The organism is Undibacterium sp. Ji42W, from assembly GCF_049340405.1.
GTDB lineage: Bacteria > Pseudomonadota > Gammaproteobacteria > Burkholderiales > Burkholderiaceae_D > Undibacterium.
In genome coordinates, this window is record NZ_JBMPOV010000004.1 from 298094 (window position 1) to 317309 (window position 19216).

The 19216-nt window shown below is 51.1% G+C and carries 18 protein-coding genes; 2 read left to right on the top strand and 16 right to left on the bottom strand.

Features of this window, described 5'->3' with window-relative positions; all coding sequences use genetic code 11:
• Positions 1 to 155: 155 nt before the first annotated feature.
• Positions 156 to 4046, top strand: a complete 3891-nt coding sequence (locus ACO0LG_RS10675; protein WP_423026100.1) for an ATP-binding protein — start codon at positions 156 to 158, stop codon at positions 4044 to 4046.
• An 11-nt stretch (positions 4047 to 4057) separates the two neighbouring features.
• Here the strand turns inward: ACO0LG_RS10675 and ACO0LG_RS10680 are convergent, their stop codons facing one another.
• Together ACO0LG_RS10680 and ACO0LG_RS10685 are read right to left on the bottom strand one after the other, a co-directional pair.
• On the bottom strand, positions 4058 to 5209 hold the full coding sequence (locus ACO0LG_RS10680; RefSeq protein ID WP_423026102.1) for a CaiB/BaiF CoA transferase family protein: 1152 nt from the start codon (positions 5207 to 5209) through the stop codon (positions 4058 to 4060).
• A gap of 24 nt (positions 5210 to 5233) precedes the next feature.
• Positions 5234 to 6376: an acyl-CoA dehydrogenase family protein gene (locus ACO0LG_RS10685; protein WP_423026104.1), complete on the bottom strand. Its 1143-nt coding sequence runs from the start codon at positions 6374 to 6376 to the stop codon at positions 5234 to 5236.
• Positions 6377 to 6518: 142 nt separating this feature from the next.
• Between ACO0LG_RS10685 and ACO0LG_RS10690 the strand changes: the two genes are divergently transcribed.
• Positions 6519 to 7181, top strand: coding sequence for a TetR/AcrR family transcriptional regulator (locus ACO0LG_RS10690; protein WP_423026106.1), 663 nt, complete (start codon positions 6519 to 6521; stop codon positions 7179 to 7181).
• A 7-nt stretch (positions 7182 to 7188) separates the two neighbouring features.
• On the opposite strand, the gene ACO0LG_RS10695 is transcribed toward ACO0LG_RS10690, so the two are convergent.
• The 14 genes from ACO0LG_RS10695 to ACO0LG_RS10760 form a co-directional block, all read right to left on the bottom strand.
• Positions 7189 to 8103, bottom strand: a complete 915-nt coding sequence (locus ACO0LG_RS10695) for a hypothetical protein (RefSeq protein WP_423026108.1) — start codon at positions 8101 to 8103, stop codon at positions 7189 to 7191.
• Positions 8104 to 8215: 112 nt separating this feature from the next.
• A complete protein-coding gene (locus tag ACO0LG_RS10700) occupies positions 8216 to 8569 on the bottom strand; it encodes a hypothetical protein (protein ID WP_423026110.1) in 354 nt (117 codons plus the stop codon).
• A 226-nt stretch (positions 8570 to 8795) separates the two neighbouring features.
• The gene (locus ACO0LG_RS10705) at positions 8796 to 10226 is read right to left on the bottom strand and encodes an aldehyde dehydrogenase family protein (protein WP_423026112.1); all 1431 of its coding nucleotides are present in this window, start codon (positions 10224 to 10226) and stop codon (positions 8796 to 8798) included.
• Positions 10227 to 10264: 38 nt separating this feature from the next.
• Complete coding sequence (locus tag ACO0LG_RS10710; protein ID WP_423026114.1) at positions 10265 to 11557, bottom strand: FAD-dependent oxidoreductase; 1293 nt, start codon at positions 11555 to 11557, stop codon at positions 10265 to 10267.
• Positions 11558 to 11559: 2 nt separating this feature from the next.
• Positions 11560 to 11844: a 2Fe-2S iron-sulfur cluster-binding protein gene (locus ACO0LG_RS10715; RefSeq protein WP_423026116.1), complete on the bottom strand. Its 285-nt coding sequence runs from the start codon at positions 11842 to 11844 to the stop codon at positions 11560 to 11562.
• Positions 11837 to 12964 (bottom strand): NAD(P)/FAD-dependent oxidoreductase, encoded by a 1128-nt coding sequence (locus ACO0LG_RS10720; RefSeq protein WP_423026118.1) that lies wholly within the window; start codon positions 12962 to 12964, stop codon positions 11837 to 11839. Before ACO0LG_RS10720 ends, ACO0LG_RS10715 begins: the two co-directional genes overlap by 8 nt.
• Before the next feature lie 40 nt (positions 12965 to 13004).
• Positions 13005 to 13901, bottom strand: a complete 897-nt coding sequence (locus ACO0LG_RS10725; RefSeq protein WP_423026120.1) for a dihydrodipicolinate synthase family protein — start codon at positions 13899 to 13901, stop codon at positions 13005 to 13007.
• Between the two features lie 324 nt (positions 13902 to 14225).
• A complete protein-coding gene (locus ACO0LG_RS10730; RefSeq protein ID WP_423026122.1) occupies positions 14226 to 14828 on the bottom strand; it encodes a HupE/UreJ family protein in 603 nt (200 codons plus the stop codon).
• Positions 14829 to 14854: 26 nt separating this feature from the next.
• Positions 14855 to 15499, bottom strand: coding sequence for an urease accessory protein UreG (gene ureG, locus ACO0LG_RS10735; RefSeq protein WP_423026124.1), 645 nt, complete (start codon positions 15497 to 15499; stop codon positions 14855 to 14857).
• Between the two features lie 23 nt (positions 15500 to 15522).
• The gene (locus tag ACO0LG_RS10740; protein WP_423026126.1) at positions 15523 to 16203 is read right to left on the bottom strand and encodes an urease accessory protein UreF; all 681 of its coding nucleotides are present in this window, start codon (positions 16201 to 16203) and stop codon (positions 15523 to 15525) included.
• Positions 16204 to 16205: 2 nt separating this feature from the next.
• Complete coding sequence (gene ureE, locus ACO0LG_RS10745; RefSeq protein WP_423026128.1) at positions 16206 to 16724, bottom strand: urease accessory protein UreE; 519 nt, start codon at positions 16722 to 16724, stop codon at positions 16206 to 16208.
• Between the two features lie 3 nt (positions 16725 to 16727).
• Positions 16728 to 18425 carry an urease subunit alpha gene (ureC, locus tag ACO0LG_RS10750; protein WP_423026130.1) on the bottom strand — a complete coding sequence of 566 codons (1698 nt, stop codon included), beginning with the start codon at positions 18423 to 18425 and terminating at the stop codon, positions 16728 to 16730.
• Positions 18422 to 18727 (bottom strand): urease subunit beta, encoded by a 306-nt coding sequence (locus tag ACO0LG_RS10755; protein WP_423026132.1) that lies wholly within the window; start codon positions 18725 to 18727, stop codon positions 18422 to 18424. The genes ureC and ACO0LG_RS10755 overlap by 4 nt, the downstream gene beginning before the upstream one ends.
• A 9-nt stretch (positions 18728 to 18736) precedes the next feature.
• On the bottom strand, positions 18737 to 19039 hold the full coding sequence (locus ACO0LG_RS10760; RefSeq protein WP_423026134.1) for an urease subunit gamma: 303 nt from the start codon (positions 19037 to 19039) through the stop codon (positions 18737 to 18739).
• Positions 19040 to 19216: the final 177 nt, after the last annotated feature.

A 19216-nucleotide genomic window follows, 5' to 3' on the forward strand; every position in this document is an offset into this window, starting at 1 on the left:
TGAGATACATAGACTGCTAAAAAGTTCCTGTTTTGCGACTGGCTAAACACCGTCTCTGTTTAGTTCCTGCCGAGTTTGCAACAAAGCGTGCTTCTTAATCCGTCAAGCAGCTTGTCATAAGGTATTATTTGATCAATTCTATATCGCCTGCGACCATGAATCTATTTGCCACTGAAGAGGAAGTGACCCAGCTAGTCAACGGGCTGGCTTCAGCGCAAGGTTTGGAAAAATTGATTAGTCAACTGACATTAGCCTGGTATCTGCGGCAAAGGGATAGTCAAAGCGCAAGCGAGTTGGTGATCGCAGTCAAAGCCGATCTTGCAGACGCAAATATCCCCGAAAAACTCAAAAATCAATTTCATGCGCGGCTTTGCCTGATTGAAGCTGAAATCGCGGCATTGTTTTGCGACCTGACCGTTGCCGAACAATTGCTGGCACAAGCCATCAGCAAATTCAATGAACTCGGCGATACCGTCGGGCTGGGTGATGCCAGCCTGACCAGTGCCAGCCTCGCATTGGAACAAGGTGATGCTGGCAGAGAGGCCCGCTCATGCGCGGCAGCAAAGACCTGGTATTTCAAGGCCAATGACACGCTTAGGTTGGCCATTGCTGAATCCTGGGTCATCTATGAACTGGCATTTTATGATCCGCTGGCAGCCTCGCGTCGCTATGCGGATTTTGATGAACAATATGTGCACCGCGATCACCCTGCAGTTGCCGCCCATATGGCAGCAGCCTATGGCGTGATTCATGGCCGTCGTGAACCAGCCAGGGCTTCGGTTTACTATTTGCAATCCAGCGAACTTGCCCGACAGACTGGCATGGTCAGGCTGGCCATCGTTTCTGCTGGTAACTCTGGTGAATCCATGCAGACTGTCGGCGATCTGGAAGGTGCGGCTGGCGTCTTCGACTGGGCTGTGGAGCGTGCCCGTAAAACAGAATGGCCTGCATTGATAGGCAATGCCATGGCGCATTTGGGTAGTCTGTTGAGGCAATTGGGTCAGTATGAACGTAGTCAAAAAATACTTGAAGAAGCGCTGAATAGTTTCTCAAAAACGCCTGGCGGAATCAACAAGGCGATAGTTCATGCTGAGTTGGCAGAATGTCTGCTCATTCAGGGTGAAACCAGCAGGGCCCTGGCCTGTTTTAACGAGGCAATCCTGCTATTCCGAGCTGCTCAATCCATGGACGATTTGCCGCAAGCTTTGATACGCTATGCCAGAGCATTGTCAGCATCAAACCAGGCAGATGCTGCATTAGCTACCATCGCCGAGGCAAAATCCTTCATAGACCAGCACCAGTTCACGGCCCTGGGGGTCACTCTTAATCAGACGCTTGCTGAAATACATGCCCGCCACGTCATTAGCGGCCCAGAAACAATGGATGCACCAAATGCCATCATCCATTATCTTGAAGAATCATTGCGAGCAGGTGAATTGACAGAAGGCTGGCAAGCCAGCACAGAATTACTGATGGCCTTGAGCGATGCATGGGCTGACGCAGGAGACAGCAACAAAGCTTTACTTTATGCACGACTGGCCATTGCCGCAGAGCAGCGGGAAAGCAAAAAACAGGCAAATAACCGTACCGCCATGGCGCAGGTCAGACATGAAACTGAATTGATCAGAGCAGAAGCAGAACAACAAAGATTGATTGCTGTTTCTGAAGCCCGTCGCGCTGCCACCTTGCAGGAAGCGGGAACCACGCTAGAGCGATTGGGCAGAATAGGCCAGGAAATTACATCCAACCTTGATCCCGAAGCAGTATTTGAAGCCATACATTATCATCTGAAAGATTTGCTGGACGCGACAACCTTTATCATCTACATGCTCTCAGCAGATGGGCAGACGCTGACACAGGCATTTGGCATAGAAGAAAATATGCCTCATCCTTACCATGAAGTCGCATTGATAGATACGCGTGCGTCGAGTGCGCGCTGTGTGCGTGAAAGACGGGAAGTCAAGCTTGAACTGCTACCAGACAACGATTTTCCCGTTGTACCAAATACACTGGGAACATTGAGTCTGCTATTTGCACCGCTGAGCATAGGCGAACGCATACTGGGTGTGATGAGCATACAAACGCCGCGTGAATATGCCTATGGTGAAAGAGAATGCCTGATCTTTCGTAGCCTTTGCTCTTACGGTGCGATTGCGCTGGATAATGCCAATGCCTATCGCGAGTTGCGTCAGACCCAACAACAACTCGAAGACGCAAGCATCACAGAAAGGCAGGCACGCAAAAAAGCTGAAGATGCCACCAAATTGAAAAGTGAATTCCTGGCCAATATGAGTCATGAAATCCGCACGCCGATGAATGCAGTCATCGGCCTGGCGCATCTTGCCCTGCAAACCAGGCTGACACCCAAACAATATGACTATGTCAGCAAAATTCATCATGCAGGCGAATCGCTGCTGGGTATCATCAATGACATACTGGATTTTTCAAAGATAGAAGCTGGCATGCTGGATGTGGAAAAAATTCCATTTTCAATCAAGGATGTGCTCGATAGCGTATCGACCCTGACCAGCCAGAAAGCCATAGAAAAACAGATCGCCTATATTGTGAGAATTGCTGAAGAAGTGCCTTCACGTTTACGCGGCGACCCGCTGAGGCTGGGCCAGATACTGACCAATCTGGTCAATAATGCTGTCAAATTCACTCCCAGCGGCGGCGAAATTGAAGTCAGTGTCAAAAGATTGCCCACCCCTTCTGAAACAACTGATCTGACATTTTCAGTAAGAGATACAGGCATAGGCATGTCTGCCGAGCAACAACAAAACCTGTTCCAGCCATTTACCCAGGCGGATGGCTCGACTACCCGCAAATACGGGGGAACAGGGCTGGGCTTATCCATCTCACGTCGTCTGGTGGAATTAATGGGTGGACAGATTGCTGTTTACAGTCAGGAGAATCAGGGATCGACATTTGCCTTCACCTTGCCGCTGGAGATAGACTTTAGCCTGCATGGTGAATCAGACTCGCATGCAGAATCAGGTGTGACCCATAGCGCCAATATTGCAGCACAAAACCATGCCGGTCGTCGTGTCTTGCTGGCGGAGGATAATCCCGTCAACCAACAAATCGCCATCGAGTTGCTAAGCATGGTGGGCATTACCGCCGATGTTGCCGACAATGGTGAAGAGGCCGTACGCCTCATCATGGCAAATGAACCTGGGTATTACGCCATGATATTCATGGATTTACAAATGCCTATCATGGATGGTCATGAAGCCGCCGCAAAAATCAGGCAAGATGCTCGTCTGGATGATACGCCCATCATCGCGCTGACCGCGCATGCAGTCGGTGACATTCGCGAGCGCTGCATGCGCGAAGGCATGCAGGATTATCTGACCAAACCCATACAGCCTGACGCCTTGTTCACAATAGTCTCGCACTGGATGGATACCGAACATGAACTGCCGGTACCCGGCAGCCTGATCACCAGTACTGTGTTTGATGATGAAGATGCGGGATTCCCGCAATTCAATGAACTCGATACCAGCCTGGGCCTCCATTACATGGGCGGGCGTCACGAGTTTTATATCAATATGCTGCACAGGTTTGAGCAAAGCCAGGCTGATACTCTGCATGATTTAAACAGGCTCATACAAATTGGCGAGTACGGTAATGCAGAAAGACTCAGCCATACGCTCAAAGGCCTGGCAGGCAGTATAGGTGCGACTAAACTGCAAAAAATAGCGGCAGAACTGGAATACAAACTCAGCAAGGAGGAAGACAGAGAATTTATCCTGAGTACCCTGAAGCCACTTACCCAGTCGCTCAATGCCGTGCTGGATGAATTAAAAATAGTATTACCAGGAATTTTGCCTCAGCATGAAGAAGTCATCGTCGATGAAGCCGAGGCAAAAAATATCGTATCTAATCTGCGCATCCTGCTCGCAGCATCGGACGCGGATGCACAAAGCCTGTTTGAAGAAAATGAAACAGCCATTGCCAGCCAGTTCAATCAGGATGTCATGATACAACTCAGACACTACATGCATCAGTTTGAATTTGAGGCTGCCGCCAAGCTAATAGAGTGACGAGAAGAATATCAAATCACCTGGCTTGCTTTTAAACTGGCTATCCTCTCTTCACTCACCCCCCAGTCATGCAAAATTTCTGCGCTATGCTGGCCTGGCGCTGCCGGCGGCCTGCTGATTTCTGCTGCTGTCCTGCTAAATCGTGGCGCAGGTGCTGGCTGCAATATGCCTTCGATATCAGTAAAGTTGGCTCTGGCCTGATTGTGTGGATGCTCAGGTGCTTCTGCCATATCCAGTACTGGTGCAAAGCAAATATCTGTTCCTTCCATTAATTCACACCATTGCTGGCGGGTTTTGGTCTTGAACAGCGCGGTGCACTTTTCTTTCAATTCCGGCCACTTCCGGCTATTCATTTGCGCATGGAATGCAGGGTCAGTGATACCTGCCCGCTCCAGCAACAAAGCATAAAACTGCGGCTCTATCGCACCTATGGAGATGAATTTACCGTCAAAGCAGGCGTAAGTGTCATAAAAATGCGCGCCGCCGTCCAGCATATTTGCACCACGCTGGTCTGACCATGCACCGAAGGCACGGAAGCCGTAAATCATCGCCCCCAACAAGGCCGAGCCATCGACCATGGCCGCATCCACCACCTGCCCTTTGCTGGAGCTGCGTGCTTCCAGGGCGGCGCAGACCACACCAAAAGCCAGCATCATGGCACCGCCACCAAAATCGCCAACCAGATTCAAGGGCGGTGCTGGTGGAGTATCGGCCCGCCCCATGGCATGCAGCATGCCGCTGAGTGCGATGTAATTCAGGTCATGTCCTGCCGCCTGCGCCAATGGACCATCCTGGCCCCAGCCTGTAATCCGTCCATATACAAGACGTGGATTGCGTTGCTGGCAGATTTCCGGCCCCAGGCCCAGTCGTTCCATGACACCTGGCCGGAAACCTTCCAGCAAGATATCTGCACTTGCCACCAGGTCCAGCAAGACGGCTTTGGCTTCTGCCTGTTTTAAGTCCAGAGCGAGCGAACGCCGCCCTCTTGCCATGACATCATATTTTGTACCCAGCATGGGGAAAGGATTGTTCGCACCAGGTGCCAGCTTGCGGTCTATGCGTATGACTTCTGCCCCCATGTCGGCGAGCATCATGGCGGCAAAAGGACAAGGCCCCAGCCCTACCATTTCTATGACACGAATACCTTGTAAAGGTCCAGCCATGTTCTATCCCTGTTTTATTCTGAGTTATAAATTACGTGAAATGATTTCTTTCATGATTTCATTGGCGCCGCCATAGATGCGCTGTACCCGTGCATCGACATACATTTGCGCTATAGGATATTCCAGCATATAGCCATAACCGCCAAATAATTGCAGACACTGGTCTATGACCTTGCACTGCAAATCAGATATCCAGTATTTGGCCATTGATGCGAGCTCGGTATCCATGCGCCCTTCCATCATATCGACTATACAGCGGTCTATGAAGGTGCGGGCTATCGTCGCCTCGGTCTTGATCTCTGCCAATACAAAGCGGGTATTTTGCATCTCTATCAACGCTTGACCAAATGCCTTGCGTTCACGGGTATGGTTGATCGTCAGATCCAGTGCGCGCTCTATGGCAGCGACGCCAGCCACGCCTAGTATCGTTCTCTCATAAGGCAGCTCAGTCATCAATTGGGTAAAACCTTTGCCTTCGACGCCACCGAGTACTCTGTCCAGCGGCACACGTACGTCATCAAAGAACAACTCGCAAGTATCCTGGCCCTTTTGCCCTATCTTTTCCAGTATGCGCCCTACCCGGTAACCTGGACAGTCTCTGGTTTCCACCATGATCAGTGACACGCCCTTGGCACCGGCTTCAGGATCAGTCTTGGTCACGACCACCACCAGATCAGCCATATAGCCATTTGAGATAAACGTCTTGGAACCGTTGATGACATAACTGTTGCTGTCACGTCTGGCGGTTGTGCGTATGCCTTTCAGGTCAGACCCGGCACCGGGTTCAGACATGGCGATGGCGGCGATCATTTCACCAGAGGCCAGCTTGGGCAGGTATTTTTGTTTTTGCTCTTCTGTCCCCTGATTCAAGATATAGTGCGCAACGATGGCATGTACATGGATACCAAAGGCCATATCACCCGCATAAGTCAGTTCTTCAAAAACGATGGATTGATGGGCAAAGCTGCCGCCAGAGCCGCCATATTCTTCAGGTATGTCAGCCAGCAAGATGCCCATGGCACCGCCCTTATCCCAGACATCGCGGTCTACATGTTGCTGTTTTTTCCAATGCTCCTGGTGCGGGGTCACTTCCGCAGCGACAAAACGGCGTACTGCATCGCGAAAAGTTTCCAGTTCGGGTGTCATCCAGCGTGGTTTGATTTGCATACTGTGTCTCCTGTATTATTGTTTCAGGGTTTTGTACCTGATTTTTCTAGCCTGATTGATGGCAGCTTTGTTTAAGGTTACCATCAAGAGCGATCAGAAAAGCACCCCCACTACATTTTTTAGAAGACTATTCCCAATAGCAATGCCTAAAGAAATTACCACCGACTCGACAGAGCAAGTATTGCCAGGTGCAGAAACCACAAAAAAACGCGGCCGCCCAGTGCTGGACGAATCAGAAAGCATACGCCAGGATCTGATCAGGAAATCAGCACAGCTTTTCCGGAAAAAGGGCTATGACAACACTACCGTGCGCGACATCGCTGCGGCGGTGGGGATACAGTCAGGCAGCTGGTTTTATCACTTCAAGACCAAGCAAGACATCCTGGTCGCCGTGATGGAACAAGGCATGCAAAAGTCATTGGAAGAAATAGAAAAGCTGGCTGTGGCTGATTTGCCGCCGCGACTGGCGTTTCAGCATCTGGTCAAGGTCCATCTGAATACTTTGCTGGCTCCTGAGCATGATTTTATTGCTGTGCTGCTTTACGAATGGCGCGCACTCGACAAACCGTCACGCGCCCGCATCATCGCCCTCAAGGACAGGTATGAAGCTGCGTGGGAAAAAGTCATTATAGAGCTACATGCATCAGGGGATTGGGCCATGCCCACGCGCATAGACAAACTGCTGATGTTTGGCACGCTGAACTGGACAGCGCAATGGTATAGGCGTGGTTCAGGCATCAGCATAGATGAACTGGCAGAGCAGGCGCTGCAGTTCATCTTACGTACCAAATTTGACCAAACCTGAATAGAACTTATTCTTCCAGGGCTATTTCCATTTTGCGGGTATCGATAATCAGTTTTTTACCCAGGAAAAACTTATTCCCGACCAACCCCACTGAACCCAGACTGCTGATTGCCAACTCTTGCAAAAAGCCGATATCCTGGATATAACTGATTTCTTTCACAGGTAGCCTGATGCCTGCCACTATTGCCTCTGCGTTCGTTTCTACCGTATGCGCAGTCAATATCTTATCCCAGAGGCGAATAGCATAAACCACCGGCTTGGCATCCTGCTTTGCCAGTCGCTGGCAAGTTTTTTCATTACTAATCCAGGACAAAGCGCTGGAGCCGCTGTCATACATCACCGTTTTTTCTTCGCCATCAAAAGTAACAGGCATGACTATCCTGCGACCAGAAAAACTGAAGGGCTGGAATTTACTGCTTGCCAAATGCAAGCCTTCACGTTCGCGGGCAAATTGGACTATATCTTTCTTTAAGTCTAGCACCACCACTCTGCCATCAATCAAATCCGCGCCTATGGTGCCGATTACTTCTACACTGCCCTTATTCCAATCGACTCCATCGCCTTCACGCTGGACGATGGAAATATTTTTAGCCAGCACCTGCATATCGCCAAGTTTAAAATTAACGGCGGCAAACTTGTCAACAGAATTCACGAACTGATATTTCTCGGCAATCGCTTTCCATTTATTGGAATAAAAGACGGTGGAGGGATGACCAAGATCAAACTGCATGTAAAATATTCTTTCCTCGCTACCACCAAAATGCACGGGCAATAGCAAGGCTGCATGATCCATTGGAGGCAAAGGCGCTGGGCGCTGTATGGCACTCCACAATATATTCACCTCACCACCATCGCCTGACAATTCTACTTGTGCAGGTGTCAATCTGTTGTCTGTTGCACAGGCTGAGATGAGTAAGCTCAAAAGCAAAAAGGAAGTAAAACACTTCCTGTATTTGCCTTGCTTGACGGGATTAACAATGTCAAGCATGCCCATTTATTGCCTCCACAAACTATGCATATATCCAGAACCCAAATCAAGCAGTTTTACGGCGCGAAAACAAGGCAACCAGACCCACCACCAGCAATACAGGGAAAAGCAAGGGCAGCATTGCCAGTGCCAGCGAACCCAGTACTATAGCGAAAATCACGCATAACAGCATTGCCACACCTGCCAGTACCATACCAGTCAGACCGAGGGCAAAAACCACCGCCACGATCGCAATCCCACAGCCCAGCACGATACCGAAGAAGCCGCCTACGCCATCGATGTCCTCACCATCAATCTGCACATCCATGCCATGAAAGGATGACAGAACTATCATGGCAAAAACCAGGATGGACAAGAGGATGATGGCGACGCGTTTGTTGGATGTGATATTTGATATCATGATGGGCTCCCTTTAGCTCAAGTGTGAATTTGATGATTTCTTGTGTTCTGTGACTCGATGTAAGCATCTTATAAAAGAACACCTGGAGCTTCCATGGGCTTGCGACAGAATGCGCAAATCACGGCTTGAACAGTGATAGAGAGGGAGGAATGGGGCAAAAACTGGACAAAAGGCAAAAAAGCAGCCATTAGCGGCTTTTTCGCCTATTACAGAGCGAATACAAAGATCAGCTACCGGTATAACTGGTCTTCATCGTTGTAAAGAATTCCACAGCAGCACTACCCTGTTCACGGGCACCATAGCTGGATGCCTTGCTGCCACCAAATGGAACATGGTAATCAACCCCAGCAGTAGGCAGGTTGACCATGACCATACCCGCACGGACATGACGCTTGAAGTGAATCGCGTATTTCAATGAGGTCGTGCAAATGCCTGCTGTCAGGCCAAATTCGGTATCATTTGCCAGTTGCAGAGCATGCTCATAGTTTTTAGCTGGGATGACGGACGCTACCGGGCCAAAAATCTCTTCCTTCGTATGTTGCATGACAGGGTCGCAATCAACGAACAAGGCTGGGTTCAGGAAATAGCCATCGGTGTCGCGCGACAGGCGTTCACCACCAAATGCCAGCCTGGCGCCTTCATCTTTGGCAATCTGTATATAGCGCAAGTCCTGGTCCAGTTGAGCCTTATCTACCACTGGGCCTATATCTATACCCGCCTGCAAGGCATGTCCAACTTTCAAGCCCTTCAGTTTATGTGTCATCGCGGCCACGAATGCCGGGTATATTTTTTCCTCAACAATGAGACGAGAAGATGCAGTGCAACGCTGACCAGTAGAAAAATAAGACCCCTGGATTGCTGCATTGACGGCCACATCCAGATCAGCATCTGCCAATATCACCAGCGGATTCTTACCACCCATTTCCAGTTGCACTTTGGCACGGCGTGCAGCACAAGCTGCCAGGACCCGGCTGCCAGTAGCAACGGAACCGGTAAAACTGATCGCATCCACTCTGCTATCCTTGCTCAGTGCTTCGCCAACAATACGGCCAGGGCCGGACAAAAGATTGAAAACGCCTGCAGGTAAACCAGAGCGGCTGATGATCTCGGCCATGGCCCAGGAGCAACCCGGCACCAGTTCTGCCGGCTTCAAAATAACAGTATTGCCATAGGCCAGTGCTGGCGCAGTTTTCCATGCAGGAATGGCGATAGGGAAATTCCAGGGAGCGATGATACCGACAACGCCTACTGGTTCGCGGGTCACATCAACATCAACACCCGGGCGCACTGACGCCAGTTTGTCGCCGCGTATGCGCAAGGCTTCCTGGGCAAAGAATTTGAAGATGGCGGCTGCACGGCCAACTTCACCTATCGCTTCTGGCAGGGTCTTGCCTTCTTCACGCGCCAGCAGGCTGCCGAGTTCGGCTTTGCGCTCATTGATTTCTGTCCCTATCTTGTCAAGCGCATCTGCTCTTTGCTGCACACCAGAATTGCGCCAGCTTTCTGCCGCATCGCGTGCAGCGGCAATCGCCAGTTCTACCTGCTCAATACCTGCGCTGGCGTATTCACCCACGACCTCACTCAAATCAGAGGGGCTATGAGTCACAGTTACGCTTGCGCCGTCATGCCAGCTACCGTTGATATACAGTTGTTTCATCTTTATTCTTCCTTATTATTCAGTTTTATTATTCAGTTTTATTTTTCTGCATCCCCCACTGCACCACCAAGGGCTGCGAGAGTGGATGTTTTTGTCGGGAAAACCGGTTGTCTCAAGCCCGGTGCATCCCAGCCAAACATGAATTGGCAGGCAGCACCACAAATGCGCCCCTGGCATGCGCCCATACCTGCCCTGGTCATCAGCTTTGCTGTACGCCAGTCACTATATTCGCGTAATTGCCGGGCGCTGACATCTTCACACCGGCATACCAGTGTGTCTGATTTGCATAACTTGCGCAGGCTGTCATCGATTGCAAATCTCTGCTTGAGCAGGTCAGCGAACTGCCTTGCATGGGCACGGCATGCAATAGCATCTGGCTCCGCGGCCAGTCCAATGGCAGCCAAACCGGCAATGTGCCCTTCTGCCAAAGCCTTGTCGACACCACCTATGCCACAAGCCTCGCCCGCCACCCAGACATCAGCACGCGTACTGGCCTGATTAGCATCGACAAGGATGTTGCCATCCTTGATTTCGCATCCCAACAAAGTGCCGATTTCCAGATTGGGTAAGAGACCAAAGCCGCAGGCAAGCAAATCACAGCTCAAGTCAATTTTCTTGTCACCATGTTGCAAGCTGATGCCAAGCAAGCGCTGCTCACCATGTGCCTTGACCACTCTTGCATCGTGTCGATAGCGTACGCGCTTGAGTTGCCAAAACAATTTCAATGACTGTAGCAGCTTGCCGCGATGCGACTTGAGCAAGGCCAGGAAAAACGGTATCAAATGTTGGCTTGTTTTTGTTTCGATGATACTGACTACCTGACCACCAGAACGTATCACCGTTTCAGCCACTGCCAGCAGCAAAGGTCCACTACCAGCAACGGCGACACGCTTGCCCTCCACTGGCATGCCGCCTTTGATCAAGGCTTGCAAACCACCCGCACCGGTAACGCCAGGCAAAGTCCAGCCAGGGAAAGGCAAAAGCAACTCACGGGCACCACTGCAGATAATCAGCTTGTTCCACTTTATCTTTTGGGTACCATCTGAAGTTTCAAGCAAAAACTCCTTATCAGCAGCAGTAGCGACAATACGCACGCCATACACCATGCGTACATTCAGGCAATTTTCCAGTGCTTGCCAAAGCTTGTGCGCCCGACGGTCGCACCATGTTCTTGGACCACCGCGCCATATTTGTCCGCCAGGTGCGGGATTTTCGTCAATCACAGTAACAGTGGACGATAGCTCAGCGGCAGCCAGCGCGGCTGCCAGGCCCGCAGGGCCAGCACCTATGATAAGAATTTCGGTAGAAAACGGTAACATCGCCGATAACATTGTCAGACGCCCAGACCAGCGGTTTCGGTATTGATCACCATACCTGAGCGACAGTATTCCTGGCAAGCCAGTTTATGAGACTGACCATTGATACGCACCCGGCATTCCTGGCATATGCCCATGCCGCAAACAGCAAACCGTGGCTGACCAGAAACCGACTGACGTGTCTGCATATTGTCATATCGCATCAGAGCTGCCACCACACTCATGTCTGTTGTCGCCTCAAAGGAGGATCCATTAATCCAGATTTTTGCGATTTTTCCTGTACCCGGGTCTTGTTCACGCATATTTCAGATCCCGCAAAGGGAAAAAACGTCCAGGTAAATAATGGAGATGATCTATTTCCCTTGCCCGCCCGGCAATCTGATCTGCCAGCATTTTTGCTGTGGCCATGGCAGTCGTCACACCCAGTCCCTCATGTCCGGCGGCCAGCCAGACACCTGGCAGTTCAGGATGAGGCCCGATAATGGGGTGACCATCGGGCGATGCCGGACGCATGCCTGCCCAGGCGCGTATGATTTGCATGTCGGCCAGGCAAGGTAACAGCTTCATGGCGGACTGCAAGACAGCACCCAGTACTTTGGGGTCCAGACTGTTGTTGGTTTGCCCATCCTGTCTGCAAGAACCAATCAACCATTGCCCGTTGCTGCGCGGCTGCACATTGGCCGCCACGGCCAGTGCATCTGCAGTAAGTGCTGCCTGTCCATAATCCATACTGACAATTTGATGTGAAAGACGACCAGGGTAGCGGTCAGTAATCGCCAAATGGCCTTTACGGCCAAACACGGCCATTTCAGGCAAGAGCCTGGCTACTTCCAGCCCGGCAGCGACGATGATGATATCTGCAGTCAGCTTGCTGCCATCAGCAAAAATCAACTGGTTTGCTGCTAGCTGCGTAACACGCTTACCCAGAATCAGATGACCACCGCGCTTCACCAGAAGCTGAGCCATGAAATGCGCCAGCTTGGGCGGGTAGACCACGCTGTCGCCAAATACCCTGACACCACCAGCAAGGCCGGGGCGCAAAGCAGGCTCCAGTTTTTGCACCTGCTCACCAGTCAACGCTTCGGCACGCCATAACCGTGCATTCATTGCTTGCGCGCGACGATGTGCCTCCGAAAGCTGGTCTTCATTCTCTGCTACCCATAAGGTGCCACATTGACTGACTTCACCTACGCCTGGAAATTCAGTGAAGAAATCTTTCCACAGGCGCAAAGACAGCAGACACAAGTCCAGTTCCTGCTCAGTTTCATCCAAGGCGACCAAATGCCCCATACCAACGGCAGTCACACCACAGCCGGGGGAAGCCGCATCAATCAAATTGACCTGATAGCCTTCCTCCTGCATTTTCAAGGCACAGGTGGTGCCGACTATGCCAGCACCAATGACACACACTGTTGTCTTCATAGGTATGCTTCCCGCGCCATCATATTCACTAAAAAACCGATCAGTTCAATGTTGGCAAAACTGGACGATTCGCAAGAGAAGCACTGACTATTTGCTCCACACGGGTACGCAAAGCACCTTCCAGCGGCAGACGCGGTGCACGCACCCGGTCATTGGAATCGATAGCGAGTGTTTCTACCAGTTTGATGTTTTGCACCAGATAAGTGGAGACATCCAGGTCCAGCAAAGGACGGAACCAGCGGTAGATATCCAGCGCTTCGTTATAACGGCCGGCCTTGATGAGACGGTAAATAGCCACAGTCTCATGCGGGAAAGCCACGACCAGACCGGCTACCCAGCCAGTTGCACCAGCAGTCAAAGCTTCAAAAGCCAGGTTATCTACGCCAGTGAACAAGTCATAACGGCTGCCCAGGCGATTGATGATTTCTGTGGTGCGGCGAATATCGTCAGAAGATTCTTTTACTGCCACAAAACGCGGGTCATCAGCCAGTTCTTCCAGTATATCTGTCGTCACATCGACACGGTAAGCCAGGCGGTTGGAATAAATCATGACAGGCAAATCACCGGCGGCGGCGATACTGCGCAAAGTTGCAACGGTTTCACGGTGATTGGTGTGATAGATCGTACTTGGCACAACCATCAAGCCATCGGCACCAGCTTTGGCAGCTTTTTCTGCGAGGGCACAGGCGTCACGCGTCGCGGCTTCGGCGACGGTCAGGATGGCAGGTTTGTTTCCTGTCACTTCTTTTGTCAATTTCAGCACATCAATACGCTCTGCATGCGATAACAAAGGGCCTTCGCCCAGAGAACCGCAAGCAATCAGACCGTCACAACCGGCATCCATCAAATAACGGAAGCAACGCTCCATTTCCTTGAAGTCCAGCGTATCGTCCTGGTTGAATTTTGTTGTAACTGCGGGAATGACGCCTTGCCACATGATATTTGCCTTGTCTCCGGATCAAACCGGTCAATTTTTGAAAATCAATCAAAGAACCTGATGCTGACAAATCGCGAAGAAATCGATCACAGTAAATATAAGCTATTTGCAAACTTATTTCACGCGCTGCCAGATTCGAACATGACTAAGTGTAAGCCCGCAAAGAGGCCCAGTCTTGATGTTTGTATGCATGTTGAAAGACGAAATCGGCACAGTCGATTATTTCTGTGCGGCAAGATAGGCAAGGACCAGCAGGATGCGGCAAGCAAGGAGAAATAGACTCCCTTGCCTGGCAGATGAAATTTAATTAACTAATAATGTGTATCAAGCAAGGGGAGAAAAGAAAAAAGCACCTGCCAAAGCGATCATCACTCCTGCGTAGCGTGGCAATGCACTGGTCAGCATCTTTTGAGCCGCATTGCTGGCAAACCAGCCCGCAGCATGAATCAGGGCCGTCGCCAGCACAAAACCGGCACCATACAACACGGCAGATTCATTAGCTGGCATTTCCTGCCCATGTGCATAGCCATGCGCCATGGCAAATACGGATACCAAAGCTACTCCCGTACCAACAGGCAGTTTGACTGCAAAACTGATCAACAAGCCGAGAACCAGTACTGAGGCTGCGATACCGTGCTCCACACCAGGCAATACGACACCAACCAGAGCCAGCGCGCCACCAGCAAGCATCATCAAGGGAAAGCTGGTCGCTATCAGCCAGGCACGCGCATCTTTTTGCTGCGCAGCCCAGATACCTATTGCCAGCATGGCCAACAAATGATCTAGCCCGGTGAATGGATGGAGAAAACCATCCTGCAAGGCATTCATGGAATGCAGCACACTGTCGTGCGCGAAAGCGGGCAATGAAATCATGGCATTGCCGAGGGCAACGACCACACACAGCCAACGTGAATTATGTAGTTTCATATTATCTCCAGATTTCAGATTAAAGTTTAGTTTTTAACGTCGTCCAGCATGCCTTGTTTGCGAATGAAGCTTACTACTGCCTCCAGCCCGTCACCGGTACGCAGATTGGTAAATACAAAGGGCCGTTCGCCACGCATGCGCTTGGCGTCTTGTGCCATGATGTCCAGATTGGCCCCTACATGTGGTGCCAGGTCGGTTTTATTGATGATCAGCAGATCAGAGCGAGTGATACCAGGTCCGCCCTTGCGCGGGATTTTTTCGCCACCCGCCACATCGATGACGTAGATGGTCAGGTCAGACAATTCCGGGCTAAAGGTGGCCGCCAGGTTGTCACCACCGGATTCAACGAGGATTAAATCAAGATCAGGAAAATCCGCACTCATGCGGGCAATCGCTTCCAGGTTGATGGAGGCATCTTCACGTATGGCAGTATGCGGACAACCACCGGTTTCCACCCCCATCAAACGTTCTGCAGGCAAGGCATCGGCGCGCAGCAGGATTTCCATGTCTTCCTTGGTATAGATGTCATTGGTGATGACTGCCATTTCATACTGGTCGCGCATGCTTTTGCATAGCATTTCGCACAGTGCTGTTTTACCGGAACCGACCGGACCACCTATGCCTACTCGTAAGGGATTTGATTCCGGAGAGCTTAAATTTTGGGTATTCATTTATTTTTTCCTGTTCTTAATTTTTATGACCTGTACAAACGGCTGTACTGCACCTCATGCTGCATGGACAGCAAAGACAGGCCTGGGGCCCAGTTAGACAATTGATCATCTTCCAGTTCTTGTGCCAGTCTTGCGGCTTTTTCCAGTTCGGGTCGCAACGATAGGAGTAAGCGTTGTCCAGACACCTGGCCCAAGGGAATGGACTTCACCCCCACCAGCACCTGATTCTCTGCCCACGAAAACAGCATGCCCAGCAAGACCGATTCTGGTGGGACCTGCAAGGCAACGGCGGCGGCGGCCATGGCCGTGGGCAAAGGCAACTCTTGTTGCGCCAGCAAAATCGCTAGCAATTCATCGTCAGCAATCTTCAGGTCGTTCACCAGTTTGCCCAGCGAATAACCCATCTGTATGCTCTCTGCCCTAAACTCTGCAGTATCCCTGGCGGCAATGAACAAACCTGTCCAGTGCGATACTGCAGCCAAGTCCCGACTATCAAAAGCCTGCAACAGGCGCCACAAAACTGGCGCCTCAAAACGGGCCACCACTTCATGCAGGCAATTGATGATCCATTCCCTGGCTGTGGCTTCGTTGCGCACCAGGCCTTTTTCTATCGCCGCTTCCATTCCTTGCGAATAGCTATAGGCACCAATAGGCAAAGACGGGCTGGCCAGTTGCAGGAGATGGAGTAAGGCCGCAGACTGCATGCTCAAGCCTTGCTGTCTGAAGGACGATGTATGCGCTGGCGCAAAGGTATTGGTGCCAGTGGATTATGCGGGTGTCCATCATCGCCACCATGAGGATGCCCACCTCCATAAGCACCTGATTCCGGCTCGAAGCTGGCCTGCTCTTCTGTGACGACTGCGCCCAATCCTTGCAACATTTCCTTTAGCACTGGGTCTTTACGGATACGTAAGAAACCATCACCAACCTGCGCCTGGGTATGCCGGTTGCCCAGGTGAAAGGCACAGCGCAACAAATTAAAGGCGGTATCACACTCCACTTTATACGTGGGTTCAACTGCAGCAACGACTTCAATCACACGTCCATCATTACCCAGCATCAAGTCGCCATGGCGCATGACCGTGCCGCGCATAGTAAACACGGCCACATCTTCACCACTGGCAAGCGTGGCGCGCAAACGGCTTTTTTCACGTAATTCATACGGCAAGACCAGTTGCCCGTCGATGCTGTCGGCAGTCTCGATTTTTGTTTGTAATGTCAGCATTGTTTAAAATAAAAAATAACGTTGGGCCATAGGCAGGATTTTTGCCGGTTCGCACACCAGCAATTCACCATTGGCACGGACTTCATAGGTTTCTGAATCGACTTCCATTTTTGGCGTCAGACCATTGTGTATCATGTCCTTTTTGCGAATATGGCGCGTGTTCTTGACAGCAATCAGTGTCTTGTTCAGCTTCAGTTGTTCTGCCAGCCCCCCATCCAGCCCAGCCTGCGAGACAAAGGTGAATGACTTTTTCAAGCCCCCGCCAAAGGCGCCAAACATCATGCGGTAATGCACAGGCTGTGGCGTTGGTATCGATGCGTTCGGGTCACCCATCTGGGCAGCGGCGATCATGCCGCCCTTGATGATCATTGATGCTTTTACCCCAAAAAATGCCGGTTTCCACAAGACAATGTCGGCAATCTTGCCTACTTCCAAGGAACCAACTGCATGAGCAATACCATGGGTAAGCGCCGGATTGATCGTATATTTGGCGATATAGCGTTTGACACGAAAGTTATCGTGACGCGCATTGTCTTCCGCGAGCGAACCGCGCTGCTGCTTCATTTTGTCAGCCGTTTGCCAGGTGCGCATGATGACTTCACCCACCCGGCCCATGGCCTGGGAATCGGAAGACATCATGGAAATGGCACCAATATCATGCAAAATATCTTCGGCCGCTATGGTTTCGCGTCGTATGCGTGATTCGGCAAAGGCAATGTCTTCGGCAATTGCAGGATCAAGATGGTGGCAGACCATGAGCATGTCGAGATGCTCATCCAGGGTATTGACGGTATAGGGCCGGGTAGGATTGGTGGAGGATGGCAGTACATTCGCCTCACCAACCGCCGCAATAATATCCGGCGCATGACCACCACCTGCACCTTCGGTATGGAAGGTGTGGATAGTCCTGTCCTTGAATGCCGCCAGTGTATGTTCCAAAAAGCCGCCCTCGTTGAGCGTATCGCTATGAATAGCCACCTGCACGTCCATCTGGTCGGCAACAGTCAGGCAGTTATCGATGGCTTGTGGTGTCGTACCCCAGTCTTCATGCAGCTTCAGGCCGATGGCACCGGCCCTTACCTGCTCTTCCAGCGGTAAAGGCAGGCTGACATTGCCCTTGCCCATAAAGCCCAGATTCATGGGAAACGCATCTGCCGCCATCAACATGGAATGCATATGCCAGGGGCCAGGCGTACAGGTAGTGGCTGCCGTGCCAGTTGCCGGGCCAGTACCGCCGCCCAGCATGGTGGTGACGCCGCTCATCAACGCTTCTTCAATCTGCTGCGGGCAAATAAAATGGATGTGTGAATCGATACCACCAGCGGTCACGATCTTGCCTTCACCAGCAATGATCTCGGTCGCGCCACCAATGGCCATGTCAACGCCAGACTGTATATCGGGATTGCCCGCTTTGCCTATACAGGCAATCAAGCCATTTTTTAGGCCTATATCTGCCTTGACGATGCCCCAGTGATCAATGATGACGGCATTGGTGATGACGGTATCCATGACTTCGGCATGTGGCCTTTGCGACTGCCCCATGCCATCACGTATCACCTTGCCACCGCCAAATTTCACCTCTTCGCCATAAATGGCAAAGTCTTTTTCAATTTCTATGAATAGATTGGTATCCGCCAGACGGATGCGGTCACCCGTGGTTGGCCCGAACATTTCAGCATAAGCATGACGTGAAATTTTCATAGCGCCCCCATCACTTTACCGCTGAAACCATAGACTTTTCTATCGCCCGCCAGTGCCACCATCTCTACGCTGCGTTGCTGCCCCGGCTCAAAACGGATGGCCGTACCGGCAGCAATGTTGAGGCGCATGCCATAAGCGAGTTGGCGCTCAAATTGCAGTGCAGGATTGGTTTCATAAAAATGAAAATGGGAACCTACTTGTATAGGTCTGTCGCCACTGTTGGCCACAGTAATACTGACGACTACACGGCCTACATTCAGTTCTATGTCCCCATCCTCTATCAGGGTTTCGCCTGGTATCATGGTTTTCTCCTAAGGAATGGGGTGATGAACGGTAACCAGTTTGCTGCCATCCGGGAATGTCGCTTCGACCTGGATATCAGGAATCATCTCTGGCACGCCTTCCATGACATCGTCACGACTGAGAATTTGCGTGCCCTCAGACATCAGTTCTGCCACCGTCAGGCCATCGCGCGCGCCTTCCATGATGGCGGCAGTGATCAGGGCAACTGCTTCTGGATAATTCAGCTTCAGGCCACGCGCCTTGCGCCGCTCTGCCAACAAGGCGGCGGTAAATATCAGCAACTTATCTTTTTCTCTGGGTGTCAGATCCATATCTTCTTTCGCTTATTGTATGTGCTATCACCAAACTTATTATTTATCGCCATTTGCAAAATAACAAGCAAGTCCACATAGGTGACAGGCCATCCCTCTAAAAACATTATAAAAAGCAACACAGCAAGTTTTGCACCAAGGCCAAATAGGCTGGATTGCAAAAATGCGCACCAAACA